The 21,307-nt window shown below is 54.3% G+C and carries 13 protein-coding genes; 2 read left to right on the forward strand and 11 right to left on the reverse strand.

All coding sequences use genetic code 11. The features are described from left to right. Window positions 1-39: 39 nt before the first annotated feature. The 11 genes from VMJ32_09780 to VMJ32_09830 form a co-directional block, all read right to left on the reverse strand. Window positions 40-1,011, reverse strand: coding sequence for a glycosyltransferase family 2 protein (locus VMJ32_09780; GenBank protein HTQ39308.1), 972 nt, complete (start codon window positions 1,009-1,011; stop codon window positions 40-42). Between the two features lie 12 nt (window positions 1,012-1,023). Then, a complete protein-coding gene (locus tag VMJ32_09785) occupies window positions 1,024-1,896 on the reverse strand; it encodes a 3-keto-5-aminohexanoate cleavage protein (GenBank protein ID HTQ39309.1) in 873 nt (290 codons plus the stop codon). A gap of 145 nt (window positions 1,897-2,041) precedes the next feature. Then, window positions 2,042-3,151 carry a hypothetical protein gene (locus VMJ32_09790; GenBank protein HTQ39310.1) on the reverse strand — a complete coding sequence of 370 codons (1,110 nt, stop codon included), beginning with the start codon at window positions 3,149-3,151 and terminating at the stop codon, window positions 2,042-2,044. A 31-nt stretch (window positions 3,152-3,182) separates the two neighbouring features. Then, entirely contained in the window at window positions 3,183-4,289 is a 1,107-nt protein-coding gene (locus tag VMJ32_09795; GenBank protein ID HTQ39311.1) for a hypothetical protein, read from the reverse strand. A 65-nt stretch (window positions 4,290-4,354) separates the two neighbouring features. After that, entirely contained in the window at window positions 4,355-4,666 is a 312-nt protein-coding gene (locus VMJ32_09800; GenBank protein HTQ39312.1) for a hypothetical protein, read from the reverse strand. 414 nt (window positions 4,667-5,080) lie between these two features. Continuing rightward, the gene (locus VMJ32_09805) at window positions 5,081-6,454 is read right to left on the reverse strand and encodes a hypothetical protein (protein HTQ39313.1); all 1,374 of its coding nucleotides are present in this window, start codon (window positions 6,452-6,454) and stop codon (window positions 5,081-5,083) included. Window positions 6,455-6,491: 37 nt separating this feature from the next. Then, window positions 6,492-7,532, reverse strand: coding sequence for a hypothetical protein (locus VMJ32_09810; GenBank protein HTQ39314.1), 1,041 nt, complete (start codon window positions 7,530-7,532; stop codon window positions 6,492-6,494). Window positions 7,533-8,083: 551 nt separating this feature from the next. Then, window positions 8,084-9,148, reverse strand: coding sequence for a PEP-CTERM sorting domain-containing protein (locus VMJ32_09815; GenBank protein ID HTQ39315.1), 1,065 nt, complete (start codon window positions 9,146-9,148; stop codon window positions 8,084-8,086). A gap of 538 nt (window positions 9,149-9,686) precedes the next feature. Then, window positions 9,687-15,068: an autotransporter-associated beta strand repeat-containing protein gene (locus tag VMJ32_09820; GenBank protein HTQ39316.1), complete on the reverse strand. Its 5,382-nt coding sequence runs from the start codon at window positions 15,066-15,068 to the stop codon at window positions 9,687-9,689. Between the two features lie 194 nt (window positions 15,069-15,262). Beyond that, a complete protein-coding gene (locus VMJ32_09825) occupies window positions 15,263-18,514 on the reverse strand; it encodes a tetratricopeptide repeat protein (protein ID HTQ39317.1) in 3,252 nt (1,083 codons plus the stop codon). Window positions 18,515-18,544: 30 nt separating this feature from the next. Continuing rightward, window positions 18,545-19,303, reverse strand: a complete 759-nt coding sequence (locus VMJ32_09830) for a sigma-70 family RNA polymerase sigma factor (protein HTQ39318.1) — start codon at window positions 19,301-19,303, stop codon at window positions 18,545-18,547. A gap of 232 nt (window positions 19,304-19,535) precedes the next feature. Between VMJ32_09830 and VMJ32_09835 the strand changes: the two genes are divergently transcribed. Further along, complete coding sequence (locus VMJ32_09835; protein ID HTQ39319.1) at window positions 19,536-20,465, forward strand: AraC family transcriptional regulator; 930 nt, start codon at window positions 19,536-19,538, stop codon at window positions 20,463-20,465. A gap of 440 nt (window positions 20,466-20,905) precedes the next feature. After that, window positions 20,906-21,307, forward strand: a 402-nt coding sequence (locus tag VMJ32_09840) for a hypothetical protein (protein ID HTQ39320.1), incomplete at its 3' end; no start/stop codon positions are given.

Below are 21,307 nucleotides of genomic sequence, written 5' to 3' on the forward strand. Positions count from 1 at the left end.
CAATGCGGTCTAGCAGGATGCCACGATGTCGCGCATAGCTCAGGCTGCGTGCCGGTTGAGAGGACTTCGAGTGCTAGAATTTCGCACGGCATCACTCGAAAATGGGATAATCGTTTCCTCATCCACTGATTGCCAACTGCCACGATCCAAAATGTATTCCGGCGGTTTCAAGCTATCATGGTTCAGCCCGAATGAGGTCCAAGTGCAACGCTTGCGACGCGTTTCACATCGAATACGCTGGTTGGCGGCAATCAATTCAGGATCGGAATAACCTCGGGAATGGTCCAGGTGGAGGCATGTTGTTTGATGCCGCAGCGACTGCGGACGAATGCTGGCATTCGTCAGCCGTTCTCCAAGCTCCCGATCGAGGCCGCCATAATACAGTCGCTCGTCGAAACCATTAACACTTTCCACGTCCACTTTCCAGGCCGACGAATTATATCCGTTAAATGTCGCGCGGGTTAACGAGAATCGTTCGAATGTCCAGGCCAACCAAGGCTTGGTGACAAGGAAGCGTAGTTTCCGAGTCCACGGCATCCCCAGGGCAAGAAGTGATGTTGGGCGAAAGATACTGCCGTTCAGAATGTCCTCGCGCGAGATCCTTACGCTGAGGTCCATTGGCAAACGCACAATTCCGCCGGATAGAAATTGATTCGGTTTGGCGAAGCGGACGTGTTGAGCAACAAAGTCCTTTCGCGGGATGCAATCTCCGTCGGAAAAGATTAGGTATTCGCCTCGCGCGGCCAAAATGGCGCGGTTCAGGATGCGGCACTTTCGGAATCCTTGGTCCTCCTGCCAAACGTGCCGAAGCATTAGACCGGTATCGTGTTGCATTCGCGCAATCAATGCAGCGGTGGCTGGGGTTGAACCATCATCGGCCACGAGGATCTCAAAATGGGGATAGGACTGAGCCGAATATCCCCACAGAACTTTTGCCAACCAGTCGGGCGAATTGTAAGTGCTCAGAATTACGGAAACTTGCACCATCTTATTCCCCAGCCATGGGTCCATCTGATTTTCTCCTCAGGCGGCACGCTGAAAGGGAACGGTAGCGATCTGCGACACCACGTTCCCGGCCGGTGGAAGACCGAGTTTGTGCCGCGTGTGATCGCTGGTCGCGATTTCGCGCCCAGCTGCACGAGCGAGCCGCACGATGCGGTCGATCAAACCGGCGTTCGTGGCCAGTCGTTTTGTCTTCCAGTCAAAATAAATCGCATCTTCCAATCCCACACGGACGTGGCCACCCATTGTGACCGCCAACGAGTTAACAAAGAACTGGAAGCGACCGATGCCCGCCGCCGCCCAAGTCGTTCCCGAAGGAAGTGCTCGCACCAGCGTACACAAATTGTCAGGGGTCGCGGCCAGCGTGCCCAGCGAGCCGAGCAAAACGTTGGCATAAAACGGTGGTTCGATGAATCCTTCGTCGACCATGTAGCGCGCATAGTCGACCATGCCCAAATCGAAAATCTCCAGTTCGGGAATGATTCCCCGTTCTTGCATGCTTGACGCCAGCCGCTGCACCATGTCCGGGGCATTAACCGATGCCTGCTTGGGAAAGTTCAGTGAGCCCAGCGTGAGTGAAGCCAGGTCCGGCTGTAGATTCAAGACTTGGCTGCGTTGCCAAAACTCTCCATGAAGGCGGCCACTGCAAGAGCCAGAAATCAGCACTCCAGGGCACCGCTCTCGAACACCATGAAAAATTTCGGCGTAAATTTCCTCGCGGTACGTCGGAGTACCGTCCTTTTCACGTGCATGGAGGTGGAGAATTGTCGCGCCAGCGTCGACGCAACGGCGAGCATCGGCGATGATCTCCTCAGGAGAGACCGGCACATACGGGTTGTCGCTTTTTTGAGGAACCATTCCGGTAAGAGCGGCATTGATAATGAGAGGCTCCATGACCTATCTCGCTATCGGTGATTTAAGATGATCAAACGCACCTAATGAAGTCAGACAAACACTGCCGACGTCATGCATCTTCAAGTTTACGGCTCGCTTTCATTGATCCTAATGCAGGTTCCTTCGCACCTTTTTCGCCTTCCGTTTAGGCGGCCGATATGAAGGCTGCATCCTGCCAGGTCTGCGACGCGCATCCGGTGTGCAGAATCATGCGTCGAATAATTTCTTCCGGCACTGGCAATCCGGCCTCTGTGAGGTACATGTGGGTCATGGCGGCCAGGCTACGTTCAACATAAGGATGCGTGTAACTCAATTCCCGTTCCGTGGGAAACGATAAATTCGGATACGAATTCGTCTCCCAGACAATTGGCTCGCCTTGGGAGTCAAAGCTGTAATCGAATGCAGCCCACTGTAAATAAAGGCACCGCCTGGCCCGGTCGAGCAACGCGTGCTCGGAGGTCGGGGCTGTAAGGTAGTCAAGTTCTTCCTGGCGAGTTGCCCTACTGGCCACGCGCCTCGCGGCCCGAACTTCCCAGTGCCGAGAAACAATCAAGTGACGCCGCACACCAACCGTGCCGGCGACCACAAAGCGGCACTTGCGAAACAGGCTATCGGCTCCGGAAACATCGATCCATTCAACGGCAATCGGACGACGCATTCGATCGAAGCGGATTTTTTCGAGATCGCTTGGCTGCCTGACCCGCACGACCGCTTTGCCGTGGCCGCAATCATCACGGACGATGAAGGGCAAATCCAAACCGCCAAGATCGGATTGGAATTGCTGCGGATCGGAAATAGGCACGACTCGCGGCGTGCGAATTCCTTCCGCAGCGAGACGCCCAGCGGCCAGGGAGCGAATGCAATTGCTCGTGTGGGCGACGGAGTTAATGATTGGAATTCCGCGCGATTTGCATTCGGCTTCCAAGTCGAGCGCCCGAGCGTAGGTCGCGCGATCCATCCAATCGACTGCTGGATCTTGGAACCAGGGAACATAAAGCCGATAGCGAGACCAATCTCGTACTTTGCAGGGGAGTAATCGCAGCTCGAACAGCGATCGCAACTTAGGAAATTCCCTTGCCAGCCAACTCAAGTAGTAGTGCTGCAAATACGGATGCTTCCCGCCGTGTCGCGCGACAAGAATCCGCAGACCACTGTTAAGCCAGTGAATGTTCTGCCACGCATCGGCGGTGGAAACGGACATGCGGCACAACCGGCCCTTCCAAAAGTATTTGCGATGATTGCCAGAAGATTTCACAGTATCAAGCTCAATGCGTTAAAGGTGGAGATCAGGCCGATCGCCTGACTGGCGAGGCAGGTGTCCAGCCGGTGGCGACGATCTCGCTTAGGGAGTCAGGCGCTTCAATGCCCGCGCGAGTGAGATAGAGTTCAATGATTGCCGCCATTGCACGACGCTGGGCGTAATTGATGTACTGGCGTTCGGGCTCTCGTTCGAGTCCCAGACCCGGCAAGACGTTGATTTCCCAAACAACCAGGTCTCCCGTCGGAGTGTAGCTGTAATCGAAGGCCACCACGTCAAGACCGAGAATTCTCCTGACCTGTTGGAACCGCTGATGATTGGAATCGGGCTGCCGTTGATGCTCCATTTCTTCGCGGCAAGTGGCGGCGTTGAGATCCCGCTTTGTACCGCGCACCTCCCACTCCTTGGCAATCTGCACCGACAATGCAATGCCGCGCTGCCCGGCGGCGAGGTAGCGATACTTGCGAAAGTATCCATCGACGGGGCTTTGCACATTGATGAACTCCACCGCGATTGGATCCTCAAATTTCTCCAGCGGGACCCGCTCCACATCCGCCCGATTGCGGATCAAGTAGCTCTTGGTGCTGCCGCCGTGAGCGCGGTTTTCGCGAATCAGCAGCGGCAGATGCAATCCGCCGAAATCACGATTGAACTGACGATGATCCAAAATCCGCGTCATCTTTGGTGTTCGCACGCCCGCCGCGGCAATCGCTTCCGAGGCTTCGAGTTTCAAGGCCTGTAAAATCCGATCGACACGATTGATGGTTTCGATTCCACCGGCGTTCGCGATTGCTTCCAGTTCTTTCAACTGTCGATAGACATGGGGCCTGCGACTGACCATGTTTTCTGATACCCAGGGCACCACGAGACGCGTGCGCGAATCGATCCGGCTGCGGCAAGGTAATGTGCACAGTTCGAAGTATCGACGCACGTCCGGCAACTCTGTCGCGACCCAATCTAGGAATTTGCGGTAATAACTTGTGATATGCAATCGATGCCGCACGAGCAAGATTCGCTCGTTTCCCGTAACCTGCTGCCGGTTCTCGAGAGCATCGCGAATTGTTCGCGTGGCCCAGCGCGCGCCCCTTTCCAGAGGATGCAATAGGTGATTGGCGAGGGATTGTTGACGCGGCATGACGCCTTATGCTTTTTAAAAGGGGACGGGGCAATGTTGCGTGTCGTCCAGAATTATTCCTTGAATCAGAACTCCTTAACAACCACCTGGAATTCGACGCCGGGAAAGCGATTATCCGGGCTCGCAGGTCCCAGTACCCGCCATCCCCGATGTTCGAGCAACTGAGCCATGCGCGGTGAGGCCTGCCGCACGGCATGCAAGGCTCCGCGCGCTTGAGCGGCGGCATCTTGCAAATCGAGAATACGACGTCCTAAGCCGCACGCTCGGGCAAAGCGGGCCACCACCACACGGTCAGGCGCAGCCACGGGACCCGGCAACTGCAAGCCGAAGCGGAGATACTCGTCAGCTTGATGAACCTCTGACAGCGAACGGTGCATGCTCAACCGTCCTGCGGCCGCGCACAGTCCATGGAAATCACGAATGAGCCAATGCGTGGACCGCCCGTCGACCGAATCGCGCCACTGGCCGTTGGGGAAAGCATGGGGAGATAGAAGCCCTTCCTCGCGCCAAACGCTTATTCGAAAGCAGCAGATTTCCGCTATGACGTGCTCATCGCAGCTTTCAATTACGTGCCAAGTTGGAGGGCTAGCTAGTGGCATGGGTCCAAACGCGATTGCTAGCAGCAGTATTCATAGGAGACAAGGATATCGTGTTTATCGGTCGTATCACTCGCGAAAAATAGGAAAACCTTGACGATGATATCGAGTTCACTGTTAGCAGTTCCTTTGAATACAGGGTGGTAAGTGCCTTTGATCCTCAGGGCAGGCATCGAAACAGAATTTCAAGCTTGACTATGCTGCTCGCGCGGCTCGCCGCATAACTGCGGGTTGTAGCTTCGCAGAAAGCTGAGAATGCAGTTCATTGAGGCCTTCCGCCTGATGGGCTACCATGACGACGCTACACTTCCCCTCGGTAAAAGGGCTGAGATTTCTCGGAACAAACCCTTGGTGCTGGCCCGGCTTGAAGAGCAATTCACCAACGGCGTCCTCCAGTGCCGAAAAGCTGTTGAGTGCCGTGGACATGTTCACGGCATAGAAGCTGCCCAGCGATGGGCCGCCGTAATTGCGCTGAATCTGATTCAATGCCGCGAACAAAGTTTGACTATATGTCGCACCGTTAATCCGGGGATTGAGCTCGGCCATTAGGAAGGATATTCCGCCGGCGGGTAATTTGTACTCGCAAAAATCAAATCCTATATGACCGGTTACACCCAAGTCTCGCAGAAAGAACATGAATCGTTCTGCTGCGGCAATCATGGCCGGGAGTTGGCCTGAATCTTTGAGCGGATACTGGTTGCCAGCGTGATCTAAGTTCCTTTCGAATACCTGTTGCGTGCAACTGAAGCACGAGACATCACGCGTCTGCGGATCAATGAACATTCCTATGTTGGGGGAACTCGTGACTTCGAACATCGCTTCAACCAGATAGGTTATGTTAGAGTCGTTCTGTCGCAAACGCTCGATGCAGGGCGTCACTTCGTGAGTGCCGACAACAACCTGAACTGATGAGCCGTTATTGCCACAGGCTCCACGAACAATTACCTTCCCAGTGTGACAGAGTTGGCGGCGGATTGCATTGCCCAAGTTGTACCAATCAATCGCCTTGGCAATCTCGATCACCTCGCCAGGGGCCACGGGAATTCCAAGTGCCAGAGCCATCTGGCGGGCATGATGTTTTTGGTCGAAGTGCTCTAGCACGGCGCTATTGCCGCCAATCAACTGCACAGTTCCAGGCAGGCAGTCCTGTAAACGCTGAGCAAATTCCGTCTCGAAGCGGGTCGTCATATACGGCTGAAGTTCAACTTCTTCCGCGGGCCGAAGACTTTCGACAAGTTGCCGCCAAAGGTATTCGTCCCTGCCAAGCTTCGCGGCCATAGGTAATCCGGCAGTATCAGGCAAGTCGGGGCAGGAAATCACGTCCGCCAGACGCGGGCCGATTCCCAGTCGATTTAAGTAGGCCAGGTAACTTGCATCAGGGGGCGCATGGAGGCATACAAGATCGCCCGGTTTCGAGAACAGGAGCGAACGATCGGAGTAGTGCGCGAGTTCACAACCCCGCCAGGGCGCCAACGACGCGCACGCCATGGACCGGGCGCAATGCATGTGAAGCCGCCGACGATTCGCGGTTGCAAGCGAAGGAGCATTCATGACGAGAAAGGGTTCCATGCGACTGATCTTTCTTCGCAGTTAGCCCAATTAGATGCTATTGAGCACGCCGTCGCGTTTCCGCAATAAGCGTCAACGCCGCGCGGCGCAGACCGTCGAACTGAGCGGCAAAATCTAGGTTGTTGTCGCGTTGAATGCTCAGTCCTGTCGCCGAGGAAAAATGCCAAACATCGCCGCCGGAATTTGCCTCGATGACATACAGCTTGGCGCTCGGCGACTCGCGAATAATGTCAAAGCCCAGCAGCGGATGGTTGGGAAATGCGGCGTGCGCGCGCTGTCCTAATTTCAAAACGTCCTCGTCGTAACAAAGTTCGAACCGGCAGCCCGGACCGCTCGAAGTGATCGCCATCCCGCCGCCGTTTGCGTCACCCACATTAAAACCAACGGGGCTCGACAACGGGCGCCGGGTGCGTGCAGCTTCAACCTTCCAAGAAAACAACACTCGACCAAACAGGGTGGTCACGCGATAGCTGACTGGCCAAGAGCCCGTATAAATGAATTCCTGCGCAATTAGGTCTAGATTGCCCCTGCGAACCGCCATCTTATTCGCCGGCGGTTTCCACCGCACTCGCCCCTGACGTTTGATCTTAACCTCGGCCCCGCGGCACCCTAAGTCAGGCTTCACGACCACGTACGGTCCGAAGCCGGTCAGATCGGGTGATTGGTTTTCAGTCACCAGTGCCCAGCGCGGAACGGGCACTCCGAACTGCTCCATCAACGCATATTCTGTGCTCTTTTTGAACAGACGGTTCTGACACAGGTAGCCACGCAGCGGATGGTAACGCTGCAATTGCGCCGGTGCCACTGTCAGCGCGGGTCTCAGCCACGGTGCGGGCCACAAATAGTCGTAATAGCGATCGGTCAGGATGATCGGCTTGATATCCGGCGCCAGTTCGCGAATCTTCTGTGCAATTGCGGGAAAATCTTGCGAATGTGCCCTTCGGCGCTTGGCCATCAGAATCAAGTTAAGCGGCCCGCGCGCAGGGGGCATGGATGCCAATTCTAATGAATCGACGAGCGTCTCCCGAGGCGGAGATTGCAACACAAAGGAAGAGGGCCGGTCTAAAATCGATGCCATCTGCGAGTCCTGAGGCTAGCACTGCAAGGTGCAACGATTGTCAATATCTCTGCCCTTCTATCGACTGGGCAAGCTTTGACGATTAAAAAAAGTATGGTCATTCAGGCATGGGAACTTCCTATCGTGGGACAAACACCAAGTGGGCTGAGAGGCTAGCAACGCAATCGCAGCAGTAGGACATTACTTCACTACTTACAACTAGGCTAGAGTGACTTGCGAATCCCCCGGAGATTCGACCAGTCCTTGCAGTTCGGACGAAGTCAGTTGTGCGCACAGCCGCGCGGAACAGGCGCGCTGAAGCAAGCCAAATGCTCCATCGCAAATACACTCAGCGCGCGACTGCGACTCGAAAAAGGGTTGGGTTGATGGGGCGTTTCTTGGACCCGAACGGCCGTCGACTGTCAGGCTGAGCACGGAGATGAGTTTTCGAGACGCCAAGAATGTGCCAACAAAGGGGTGAGTTTCTCGGAGTCCAAGAAAACGGATGCGTAATGCGGTCGAAAGGTGCAAAGACTCTTTCGCTTATTTGCTACGGTTACACTTTGCTGTACCTAGACACACCAAGGAGCGAGATGCCCGTCGGGACTGATTTGATGGTTTCGCCGGCGCGTTGCGACCAAGAGTATTCCCGTGCCAACACACAGCAATGCCAAGGAGGAGGGCTCTGGAACGACGCCGATCGCAATATATTGCGGATCATGCATGACAGTACCGTCGCCGGGATCTGTTGCGAATCGCGAGGGAGTTCCATCCGGCGCGAACTCCTCGATAAAGTTGGTGATGTTTGCGGCGTAAAGGTTCCCGTCGCTGTCAAAGGCCAGGCCTAGCGGGATCGCCAAAATGGAGCTGTCGTTCGGGTCCGCAAATGCCCCTTCATCGTTGCCCAGGGAATTGAACTCCTCGATTTTGTTATCGTTGAAATACGACACGAAGACGTTGTTGTCGCTGTCAATGGCCAGACCGCCCAGAGCATGGCCTGGGGTGGCAAATCGCGACGGGGAGCCGGCAGGAGTGAATTTCTCAATGAAGTTAAGATTGGCCACATAGAGATTGCCCAGGCTGTCGAAGGCAATTCCCTGTGGTTGGTACACAACAGAATGGTCGCCGGGGTCGCTGGCGAACACAGACGGCGTGCCAGCGGGAGAGTACTCCTCAATCGTATTATTGCCGAATCCAGCAGCGAAAAGGTCGCCCATGCTATCGAAAGCCAAGCCGGCCTTATTAGAAGTGCCGAAACTGGAGAAAACCGTTCCTGTTCCACCGGCGGGTGTGTATTTTTCGATCGCCGTGTTGGCGGAATTCGCGGCATAGACGTTGCCAGCGCTATCAATTGCCAATCCTTCCGGAGAGTGCAAGCCGGAGTTTGTAAACTGGGAACCGACGCCAGTTGGCGTGAATTGCTCAATCGTGTTGTTGGTATTCGACACAAAGAAGGCTTCGTCGGCGCGGGCGCTCATGGGAGCGACAGTGAAGATTGCTCCAACGCCAACCGATAGGAGCGCCAGCAGGCTATGGCTTTTCATGTGATTAGCGACTCCTTGAACAAAAGACGCTAGCGAGTTGGGTCGAAAGATTGCAATCTTGCCTCGACATGAATTCCTTAGTCCTTGCCGCATGACGGCAGTGATTTCAATTTCCCCCCCCCCCCATTATGGGCGGGTAATATGACCAAAGCAAGCACTTTTTATTGACTATTCAGAAATTGGCGGAGCCTGAACCGCGACGAAGCACAGGATCGGTCGGAATCTAGTGCGAATGGGCCTCATCGTTTGGCGTTACGGCTGCCCCAACTCTCCAACTGGGTAAAGTAAGCGGTGCCGTGTCAACAAAAGTACCAATGTGTTATCGGGCTAGGGAACGGAGAGCCTCAAGATGATCAGCAAGCCAAGCGTCTGGCAGCAGTTGCGCAAGAAACTCTTCGGCAGACTTAAAGTCCCGAGGTTGACTGGCTAATTGCACGATTACGTCGTGCAAGTGTGCCCGGAGTTCCTCCGGATTCGCTTTGAAGTTGACCGCGCAGAAGACAAATAGGCTGCCCGACGGTCGCAAATTCGTTGGTTTGCCGACGCATTTCTTTGGGTGGAACGGCAACCGAGTACCAGACCGAGAACCTAGATGAGTTTTCGAGACGCTCAGCATGTGCCAACAAACCGGTCAGTTGATGAAATAATTTGTCAGCTCGGTTTCGGACGCAGGCACAATCAAGCGGCTGGGGTTTCCGGTGCGGAAAACTGCACGGTAAAAAAGCAAGCCGCCAGCGGTGGAAATGATCGCCAGGAAAGACGCAGCGGGCTCGGGGACCGTCGCATTTGATCCACCTCCGCTGCGAAGGTCGCTAATCAACGCTTGGATGTCGGCATTGTTAAAATACCCGTCTTGATTGATGTCGCCCAGCGTAACCAAATCGGTGGCGGTCAGATCGTGGGTCGATTCGTAAGCGGCAGGATCCGCAAGCGCCGTCATCATCGCCAGCACATCGGGAGCATCAAGGGCATTATCGCCGGTAAGATCCCCGGGGATAAGCGTTCGGCCGGGCACGACCTCGCCGGTGGCGAGTTGGACCGCATCGGGCATGCCGGAACCCGTGAACACAATGTTGGCCAATTGATAGGCCGATAAACCGGTGGCGTCGGAGCCGACAAAGATTTGATCGGGCCCGCCGCCGGAAAGCGAGCCGCTCCAATCATCAATGGTGAGGGCCCCGCTCCAGGGTATGGCATTGCTGGCGGCAAAGTGCAGGACGCTTGTGCCTGACCCCAAGTCGATGTGCGAATTGGCGGTTACTTGTAGCTTGCCGGCGCCAAAATTGTCGCTGAATCCACCGGTGGTTAAGGTCCCACCAGCAAGTGTTAGATTCGCAGTCGTGGGAAACGTGTTGCTGGCTCCCAACTGCAACGTTCCATGATTGATGGTCGTGGTGCCGGTGAAGGCGTTTGCGCCGGACAAGATTTCCGTGCCGGCGCCATTTTTGATGAGATTGAACGTGCCGGCGCTGGTGATCGTGCCGGTAAACCTGCCGCCGCCGTTGTTGGAGCCGATGGTCAGCGTGTCGGTATGCGAGCCGGAGAAACTGTTCACCACGGCGCCGGCGCCGGCGAGGGCGTTAATCGATTCGCTCGGTTCATCATGGAAATCGAGTGTGGTCCCGGCATCCAGCACCATGTTGCTGTTGGGCGAAAGCGCGCCGCTGGAGAGCGTTTCCAAAGTGCCCGCAGTGACGTGGGTGTCGCCGCTGTAAGTTTTAACGCCGCTGGCGAAGGTCCATTTTCCCGTACCGGATTTCACAACCGAAAGCGTGCCGCCCGATGGATCGGCCACGGCCAGACTGAGCGTGTTGTGCGCGGTGCTGGAACCCGTCAAGGTTAGGGTCGGACTGGAGCTGGCCGCAGTCGCCAGCGCGCCGGTGTTGGTGAAGCTCAATCCGCCGGAATTGTCGAGCGTGCCACCATTGGCGGTGAGTGTGAACAGCCGATTGGTCGAACCCGTGCCGGCCAGCGTGCCGCCGTCGAGAATTAAATTGCTGGCGACGTTGGACGAGGAACCGATGCCGCTGTTGGTTCCGCCATTGGCCACCACGCCGCTGATTTCGCCCCCGGTTTTGATAGTCGTGGCCCCGGTGTAGCTTTGCGAGGCGGTGACGTTCAGGTTCAACGCATTAACAGCTGCGGCACTGCCAAGACCAACCGTAACTGTGGAATTTCCGCTCAGGGCATTAATGCCGCTGACGGTTAGCGTTCCGCCGCCGCCACCGAAAGAGTACGCGCTGTTAGCCGGCGTAAGCACTCCGCTGTAAGTTACCGATCCGATGGCCCCGATGCTGATATAGGGCAGATTAGCACCGCCGTTGGCGCTCAGATTTAAATTGTTCGAACTGGAGGCGGCTAAGGCGACGACGCCTGTGGAAGTGCCGGTGATTCGTCCGAGGAAAGTTTGATCGATGGCGTATCCGGCGGCATCGGTGGCACCGGAGCTAACGGTCACACTGGCGCCGGAGCCGCCGATGCTGGCGGCGGTGTTGAATTGCAAAACGCCGCCGCTGATGGTCGTGGAACTGGAATACGTATCGGTTCCAGAAAGCACCTCGGTGCCGGCACCGGTCTTGGCAATTCCGCCGGCCCCGCCAATGGCCCCGGCGAAACTGCCGGAGGCATCACCATTGCCGAAGGTGAAAGTGCCGGCACTGACAGTGACGGTGCCGCCCCCCGACGAACCGTTATCCAGGGCGTTAATTCCCGTCGTCGTGTCGGCGACGAGGGTCGCGCCGGTGCTGACCAGCACATTTCCCTTTCCCGGGCCGGACGGCAAAAAGCCGCCCTGATACAAGCGCAAGGTGCCGGCCTGAACAGTCGTATTGCCGGAATAGGTCGAGAGTTTGCTTTCCCATAGCCAGCGTCCCGTGCCGTTCGCAATGACGGAGGTTTTGCTCGAAGCGTCGGGATCGCCCAGCGCTGGTGAAAAGGCGTTATGGGTTTCGCTGCCGATTAAATTCAGCGCGCGATTACCAGTCCCAGTGAAGGCAATGGCCCCGGTATTGGTAAAGCCCAAACCATCGCCGCTGCTGCCGGAGCCATCAATGGTGCCGCCATTGGGAGTCATGGTAAACAGACGATCGGTGCTGACGCCTGCTGTGCCGGTGAATTGTAGCGTGCCGCCGTCGAAGACCAGATTCGCCGCCGCATTCGTGGATTGGCCCAGCGGTCCGGCAACGCCACCATTGCCGATGGTTACGATGTTCAGAATTCCGGCGGACAGGGTCGTGGAACCAGTGTACGTGTTGGCGCTGGTAACCGACCACGTACCGCTGCCGTTTTTAATGATCGAGCCGGTGCCGATGGAACTGCTAATGACACCCGAATAAGACTCTGTGTTGGCGCCGACCGACAGGGTTGTGCCTTTCAAATCCAGGCCTTGGGAGCCGGACAGTCCGCCAAACGTGGCGTTGAAACCGTTCAGATCGAGCACAATGCCGGTGGTGGTCAAATTCACCGTGCTTTTTCGCAAGGCCAGCGCGTTGCCTAAACGCAGGGTACCGGCCGAAATGTTGGTATCGCCAGTGAAGCTGTTCGTTCCGCTCAACACCAGCACGCCGGCGCCGGCTTTGGTAATGCCGCCGGACCCGCCGATGGCCTGAGAAATGGTGAAGACGTTGGCGGCAGTGTTGACATCAATGGTGGAGGTGCTGGCGGAAAATGTCGGCGCGTGGTCATTGAGATTCGTGAACGTGATACCGGTGATGCGTAAAGTTCCGCCGGCAAACGTGATGGGACTGCCGACCGCGCCCAAATTGGAATCGTCTGACACCGACAAAACGCCGCCGGTGAGAATCGTCCCGCCGCTGTAGCTATTCATTCCGCTAAGTACCAACGTTCCCGCCCCGGCTTTTGTGAACGAGCCGTTGCCACCGATATTCTGGCTGACCGTGAACGTATTGGCGCTGTTGGCGATGTCAAATCCGCCGTTGAAGGTCGACCAGTTGACGACGTGCGAATTCAACGTGACTAGCGATGTGCCGTTAATTTGCAGCAGGCCGCCGTTAAAAGTGATGGAGCTGCCCGAGCCGTCGATGTTGGCGTCGCTGGAGATTCCCAGTTCACCGGCGGTTAGAATTGTTCCTCCGGAGTAATTGTTCGATGCCGTCAGCGCGAGGATGCCGGAGCCGATTTTTGTAATGGCTGTGTTGCCGGAGATCGCGCCGGAAATCGTCCCGTTGAACCCGTTGGTGTCGATCGTTCCGGCGCTCCCGGACATCGAAATGGGCACGTTGATCGCCAACTGGGCGGCCGCCCGTAGCGTGCCGCCGCTCCAATTCATCGTGCCGCCGCTGGTCCAGTTGCTCGGCGTGCCAGCCCCCAAAGCAATTTGCGAAACCATCAGCGTGCCGCTGGTGAAATTGATGGTGCCGGTATAGTTGGTGGCCGACGGCGAATAAACCGTATCTCCCAAAATGATGTTGTAGGCTTGCACGGTGCCGCCGCTAATGTTCAGCGTGGCATTATTTTGATCGCCCACGGTAATGGTGTCATAAACGCTCAGCGTTCCGCCGGTGGAGACGGTGACTTGTTCGCCGCCGGCGGTGGTGGGACCGTTGCCACCGATGGAAAGTGTCATGGCTGTGGCGGTGCCCGACGAAATTGTAACCGTGCCATTGGTTGATCCGTTGCCGCGGATCAGCGCATGGTCAAAAACTCCTGGCACGGCCGAGGACCACGTGCCGCTGGACCACGTGCCGCTAGCGTTGGACCACGTTTGGCTGGCGTATTCATCGCCTAGCTCGTTGGCGTATTGCTCGATCATGGTGTAGCCCAGCGGATTAAGTTTGAGTGCGCCCGACGGATCGGTCGTGCTCAAACCATGCGCCGCGGCCCAGGTGTCGGGAATGCCGTCGTTGGCGCTGCTAGTAGGTGGTGTGCCACCCGTGATGGTGCCAAAGCCGTTATTCGACAGGCCGGTGTCATTTTCCGTGTTGTAAATAGAACCCTGCGTGCCCAGTGATTGCACCTGACTAATGACTTGCGTATCTACTGTGTCGCGCTGCAGCGAATCGCCGGCGTGGGCCACGTCGAACGTGTAAGCCGCCGATGCGCTTAATAGCGGCAAACTGGTTGTGGTGGACGACCAGGGAGCAGACAGCAAATTTACCCCGCTGGGCGTAGTCGCCGAACCATTGAGGACTCCGTCTTTGTTCGAGTCGAGCAAATTACCAGAAGCATAAGCGCTTTGATTGGAGTCCAACTGGTACCAGGCATCTCCGGCGCTGGTAGTGCTTGGCCCGGCGATAAAATAATTGTTCAGGATGTCGTAGCTGTAAACGCCCGCAGAGTTACCCGTGGTGTAGCCAGCTTGGTAATTATAAACCACGTTGTTGATGTATTGACTGTTCGATTTCGCCAGCGGATTGCGGTTGTGGGCGTTGACCCACAAGTTGTTCACATAAGTGACGTTATTCCCCTCGGTATGCATGTTGAACTGCTGTGCTTTAATGGGATCGGCCAACAGCGAGTTTTGAATGGTGACGTTATTGACGCCATTGGTGCCCACGGCGTCGATGTTGTCGTACTGCGAGTATTCCGCATCCACGTGATCCAGAATCATGTTGGTGGTATCGCCCAAGTTAATGCTGGCCTTGGCGGAAGAGTCGGCGCTGCCCTCTCGGGCGCGAATGAATTCGACAATATCGTTACTGGAAGTTGAAAATGAAACCTCGTGTCCCATGAAGCCAATGCCTTGGCCGGGCGCGGTTTGGCCCAGAATGGTGATGTTGCTTTTCACGCTGACGGCTGACAGCAAATTGACATATCCGCCCACGGCAAATACCACAATGCGGTTGGATTGACTCACTGCGTCGCGAAAAGAGCCAGCGCCGGAATCGTTGAGATTGGTCACCACGTACAGGCTGCCGGCGCGGCCGCCGGTGGATAGTGAGCCAAAACCTTCTGCATCGCCAAAGGCCCTCAATTGTGCTTGTGCGCAGTTCGTGTTTAGCCAGCAGATGGCAGCCACGCAAAATGTCGCCGCGCGCAACACGCGCTTTTCCATTTCCCCCCCTCTCCGACAATGGGCTGGTTCCCGCACATTATTCAGCTTGTCGCCTATCTCAACGGCATTAGCAACCGCCCCTACGGTATTGTTAGAGTTCTCTACTAAAAGATGCTTTCCTCATGGAGCAAGGACAAACGCACACAGGAAAAAAAGAAACAGTCGCTTGAAAGAAATGGAAATATCGGGTGTCGTTAATTTAAATTCTCTGCCCGCCTCAACACATCGGCCCAATCATCCCATAGCTCTCGGCACTCGCGTGCTTCTTCCGGTGACAACCTTTCGATTGAGTTGAAATCTCGCAGTCCCGACAGATCAGGGCTGGCTTGCCATGAATAAAGTTTATGTAGTAGTGTGCAATTCGATTGGCAACTGCCTAGCGTCGAAGCCCAGGCGTCCAAAGTCATCCGCAACCATTTGCGTGCTTGTTGAATATTAAGTAGTCGTTCCGCATCGACTGATAGGTCGCCATCGTTATGAATACAGTTTGCAGTTCGCGCCGCAGCACATGCCGCCTCAAAGCCGCAACTACGATATAATTCGTCTTTTGGTTGTAATGAAGTTTCGAAGCATGCGCTATACAGACGTGTTGATGAGTCATATTGTTGTTTAATGAAGTACAATTCGGCCAGCAATCGGTCGGTGTCTTCGTCAAAGGCATTAGCATTATTCGCGACCCCAGCAGGGAGGTGTTTTTCCAAATCAAAAAGACGTTGGCATTGATCAAGTTGAAGCTTAACAAAGCTGTGCAGGGGATGCCCTTCAGGCAGCAATGCAAGAGCGTGGTGAATTGCGACTTCAGCGTCGTTGAAATTGCCCAGGGCCATTAATGATTGCCCTAGTGCTTCGTAGGCCCTCTCTAATTTGGGGCTGAGTTGAACGGCGGTTTGAAACTGTTCCACCGAATCGCTCAAACGTCCTTGGATTTGCAAAATAATCCCAATGTTGTAATGGGCAATGCCACTCTTCGGATGCATGCGAAGTGCTATTTCACATTCCTCGATTGCCTCCGGAAACTTGCCGGCGTAGGTCAGAGCGGTTCCCAAATCGTAATGCGGTTGAGTTAACTGCGGATTCAGGGCAATTGCCTGATTATACTGCTCAATGGCTTCGTCAAGTCGGCAATATTCCCTGAGGGCATTGCCGAGAACATAGTGTCCCCACGCGTTATTCGGGTCGATTTTCACTGCCTCACGATATTGTTCAATTGCTTCACGAACCATTCCCTGCGTCTTCAACGCACTCCCCAAACTAACGTAGCTCCCGCTATAACTGGGATTGATTTGTATTGCTCGCCAATACTGTTTGATCGCTTCATCAACTTGTCCTACAGCTCGCAAGGCATTCCCTAAACCCTCGTAGACAGCTGCCGAACTAGGACGAAGGGCTAAAGCCGCGCGGAAATAGCCTGCAGCGTCGGGTGATTTCTTTTTTGTCAGCGCAATTCCCAAGAAATAGTTGGCCCAAAAATCGGCGGGATAGGTTTGTTGCACTCGGTTAAGGAATTCAATTGAGTCGCGTCTCTTGGTCTGCAATCGATCACCTACGGCGACGAGTAATTGGACCGATTCCTCTTTGACAGGTGCGGTTTTAGCCAGTTGCACTAGCCTGTCGGTATCCTCCCACGTAACCGGATCGCGGACACAGTCGCGCCATACATCTGGATCGGCCCGCCGAGCGACGTCCATTAAAAGCGTCCGTCGTTTTGTATCATTCGTGCAGACAGCCCAATCGTCCATTGCAGCAAGCAGCGGCGCGCGGATCGACGACGCGGCGATTCTCATCGCAATAGCTGCAGGATCCTTGTTCGTATCGATAATGCCTGCGTCTCGAAATGCAATTGCATAATCTTGATCGGCTTGGAAATTGTTAAATGGCACTTTTTCTACGTTTGCGCGTTCCAAGCGAATATCATCAAAACGCCTCAACAAATCATGATTACGAGCATTTTGGTCTAACTGCTTGATGCGATCGCGGAGCTCAAGAGGTGGGCCGGCTCCCAACCGTTCTTTCACTTGAGCAAGCACAGCATTGGCGTCCGACCAATTGCCTTCTGACTGCAGTTGAGCGACCTCATGCAAATTGTCTTCCGTGAGTCGCAATTTTGTCGCGTTCTTGTAGCTTAGCCAAATCGCTCCGCTAGCAATCGCAAAGAACAACAAAACAATTGTTGATATTGCCATTGCTTGCACAGGGTGCCGACGGGCCCAACGCCAAAGTCGACGACCACGGCCCAAGGGACGAGCCACGATTGGCTCGTGTTTGCGAAACCGTTCCAAATCAGCGGCTAGATCTGATGCCGTGGCATACCGCTTGGCAATATTTTTTTCCAGACACTTCAGGCAGATGGTCTGCAAATCGCGTGGTACTTGCGGCGCCAACCGGAGCAACGGAACAGGTTCCTGGTGGGCCGCTTGCAACAGTGTTTCCATCGGCGTAGCGCCATGAAATGGCGGGCGACCCGTTAGCATTTCGTATAAGATGGCGCCCAGCGAATACACGTCCGCGGCGGGACCAACCTCGTTTGTGTGCCCGCACACTTGCTCTGGTGCAATGTATGAGGGTGTACCCAAGACCATTCCTGATTGAGTTAGTTGACTCGCCGTTTCGTTAAAATCGGAACCAATCTTTGCCAGTCCAAAGTCAGTGATTTTTAGGTCGCAGTCGGACCATACTGTTTCAGAAGGGCGTTCGATCGAAGGACGGATAGATTTTGCGCATTTCGTTTCGAGCAAAACGTTGGAGGGTTTTAGATCGCGGTGGATCACACCACGACAGTGGGCATAACTAATTGCCTTGGCAAGAACCTCGACTAGGCGAGCCGATTCTGCTGCTGGCCGAGGAACCCCGGCCAGCCACCGTGCCAGATTGTCCCCTTCAATTAATTCCAGCGCAAGATAAGGATAGTTACCTTTTTTTCCATAATCGTAAACTTGCACGATATTTGGATGTCGTAAGCGGGCGATGGCCTGCGCCTCGAGTCGAAACCGTTGTTGGGCCTCGCTAGATAGATGCGATGCTGACGACAGGACTTTTAAAGCCACTAACCGATTTAATTCCAGGTGGCGAGCTCGGAATACTACTCCCGACGCACCACGCCCTAATTCTCCCAGAATTTCGTAGCCAGCTAGTTCTGGAGCGGAACAAATTTCAGCAAAGTCTTCCATCGGCGGAGTAAGATCCGGCAATTGACGCGCTAGCACCTCTTCGGTAAGCCGAGCAAAAAAAAACGCTTCGGCAACCGATGAATTAGTCAGGTCCGTTTCGGACAGAGCATTCAAAAGCTGTGGATGAATTTTGGCCGGAATACTGATCGATATTCGCTGAAGCGTTTCCTGGCAACTGGAGCAGCTTTCGATGTGGGATTCGAAAAATTTATATTCGGCATCATCGAGACCATGCCTGAGGAACTTTTCAAGTGAATCTGTTGTGGGACAAGTTATCATCGCGATTTTTATTTACGCAGAAACGAGCGATTACTCATCTCCCAGACGTTTTACCTCTTCGCAAAGCATCCTTTGTACTTTGCTCCGGGCGACGAAGACAGTTGCTACTTTCATGCCGAGTTGTCTAGCCGTTTGTGCGCCTGACTGGCCATCAATCGCTAGTAGGCGGAAAGCATCCCAAGTGCGTGGTTCGACACGAAGACGAACCCGGGCAGCAGCTTCTCGGAAAAGTTCTTGCTCAACCAGCTCAGTGAGCCTCGTGGAAAGATCGTCGCGAGCTTCGAAGGCTGAAAGCTGATCGTGCACCAAATCGCATTCGCTTGGCGTGACAAGCTTGTTACGCTTCTCAAGGTAGTCTCGCCATGCGTGGTGAGTGATTGTTTTTAACCAAGCGCGGAAACAGCCTCTTGAATCGTAGCGAAAATCTCGAAGGCTAGTCGTTAGATTAAGAAAAACATTTTGCGTTACATCTTGGGCGTCAGCTTCTTGGAGTCCCCAGGACCGGCACCAAGCGATAATTTTTCGGCCATAGCGATGCACAAATTCGGCCCAGGCGGACGGATCATCTGGAACCGATTTTAGCCGACTAAGCAATGTGATGCGCGTGATTGAATTTGAGGAATAGGCCACTGCGAGCCCTTTCACGAAATAGCACTGCCTCAACCCAGATGGTTTCGATTCAAGACTGACACAGAAGCTTGATTTTACCCATCGATTGGTTGAGCCGCAAACATTTTCTTCGGTGGTTTCTGATTTTGAATCCGACCTTGTGATGCCATCGTCCCTCACAGGCCTGCAAAATCCTGACCACAGCAGATGCCATCTAATCTCAAAAATTTCCGTCGAACGCCGTTAGGTTTGTGCCACTCATCCCGTAATAGATGGTAAGGGGCAATCTTCTGATCTACGGCCGGTTTCAGCCGTTGGGGGAAGGGCTAGAGTTTTTCGGTGTGTCAGTCACATCACTTGCAAAGTGGGATTTAGGCGTCAGGCAGGCAGTTCTTATCACTAAAAAGGGGAAATGTCGAAAAAGTTTCGGACGTCAGATATCGGCAACTGCGGGACCATTGCTGCCGCAGAACTAATGGAAACCGTTCCTCAGCAGCTAGTTCGTGATGCAAGACGGTTTTGCTTTGAGCTAACACGAAATTCGAGCATTGAAGTCAGAGTTATTTGTGGCGGGTGGGAACGTGTCCGGAGCGGGCAGGCGATTGAGATTAAAAAGTTTCCACGTTATGCAATTGAATTTGTTGCGGCGGGAACAGGGTGGGTGGTATTTGACGACAAAGAGCACGCATTAATTCCCGGATCCGTGTTTGGATATATGCCAGGCTCGTCTTTAAAAATATCTGTTAACTCGGGCGAGTTCCTCGAAAAATACTACATCGTGTTTGCTGGACAAGGTGCTCGGAAAATTTTTCGGTGGGCCGATTTGGTTTCGAGAGGTGTTAGGCAAACTAGTGCGATTCATCAGATACGCGAATTGTTCGAGTTGATGATTGCAAATGGCCTTGCTCAAACCCGATATAGTCCGACCTTGTGTGCATCGTTGTTGCCGGCGTTGGCCTATAAAATTGCTGAACAACCAGCCTTGGCCGACAGAAACGATGTCCGGGCATTTGCCACTTACCAGGAAATTCAAAAGTTGATCGATCGGGACTTTTTGAAATTTAAGAGCGTTGAACAAGTGGCCGCATACAACCAGCTTTCAGTGACATATATCTGCCGACTTTTCAAACGATTCAATTACGTCACACCTTATAACTATTTACTGCGTCGTCGAATGCAGTTTGCAGCCGGGTTGCTTAGCGATCCACAGTTTCTGATTAAGCAAGCCGCTCGTCAACTTGGATTTGCTGACCAGTTCCAATTCTCACGTGCCTTTAAGCGCTGCATTGGAATTTCGCCAGTAAAATTTCAACGCAAACTGCATAGATATTCAAAAGAGTGAAGGCTGCTGACCAAATCCAATGATAACGGTGCACCTTAGTCATCGAGAAATCGAAGGATGAAAAGAATGGCTATGCCTGTGTTTGAGTTTGGCTATTTTGTCGTCGACAAACCGAAACTAAGCTGCAGGGTTGGGAGTGTTCACATCCGGCAATACTTCTCGGTCATTGCGCACAATTTGAGAATTAGTCACTGGGTCGATAGGAAGCGATCAGCGATTTAGTGCGTCGTGCTGGAATTAAATTGATTTGGGGTAAATACCGCGCGCCAGCCGAGGCATTTCAAATTCGGTTCAAATAAGGGGGAGCGGAGCGCTGCAATACCTAGTCCGGTCGGGCAGTTGGTTCTATTCCGGAGTGAAGCCCGAACAATGAACTCTGAGTGATTCGGCAGGGTGTTTGATCGGGGGTTGTTTTGCGATTGATCCTTAAGGAGCATCTTATGATTATCCGCGCCGCATGCAAGTTAGTTGCATTCACCATTGTGTTCCTGCCTGCCATCGCCCTTGCTGACAGTGCCACATGGGACGGAAACGGTGCTACTTTAACCGACGGGTTGTGGTCCGATGTTGCCAATTGGGGTGGGGTCACGACGGTTCCGGGAACCTTCGGCGGTGAAACGGCAACATTTGACAATGCGGGGGGCGGCTTCACCACGATCGACCTCGGTGCGGGCGTCTCGATCGCAAACATCTTCTTCGACACGTCGTCTGCGGCGCCTTTCTTCATTGGCACTTCTGGAAGTCAAACTCTTAATATCCAGGATGGCGGGACGATCACCATGAATTCGCCGGTTGTCGCCAACGAAACCATTAGCGGATTGGTTACGCTCGGTACCGGAACG

The organism is Pirellulales bacterium, from assembly GCA_035499655.1.
Classification (GTDB): domain Bacteria; phylum Planctomycetota; class Planctomycetia; order Pirellulales; family JADZDJ01; genus DATJYL01.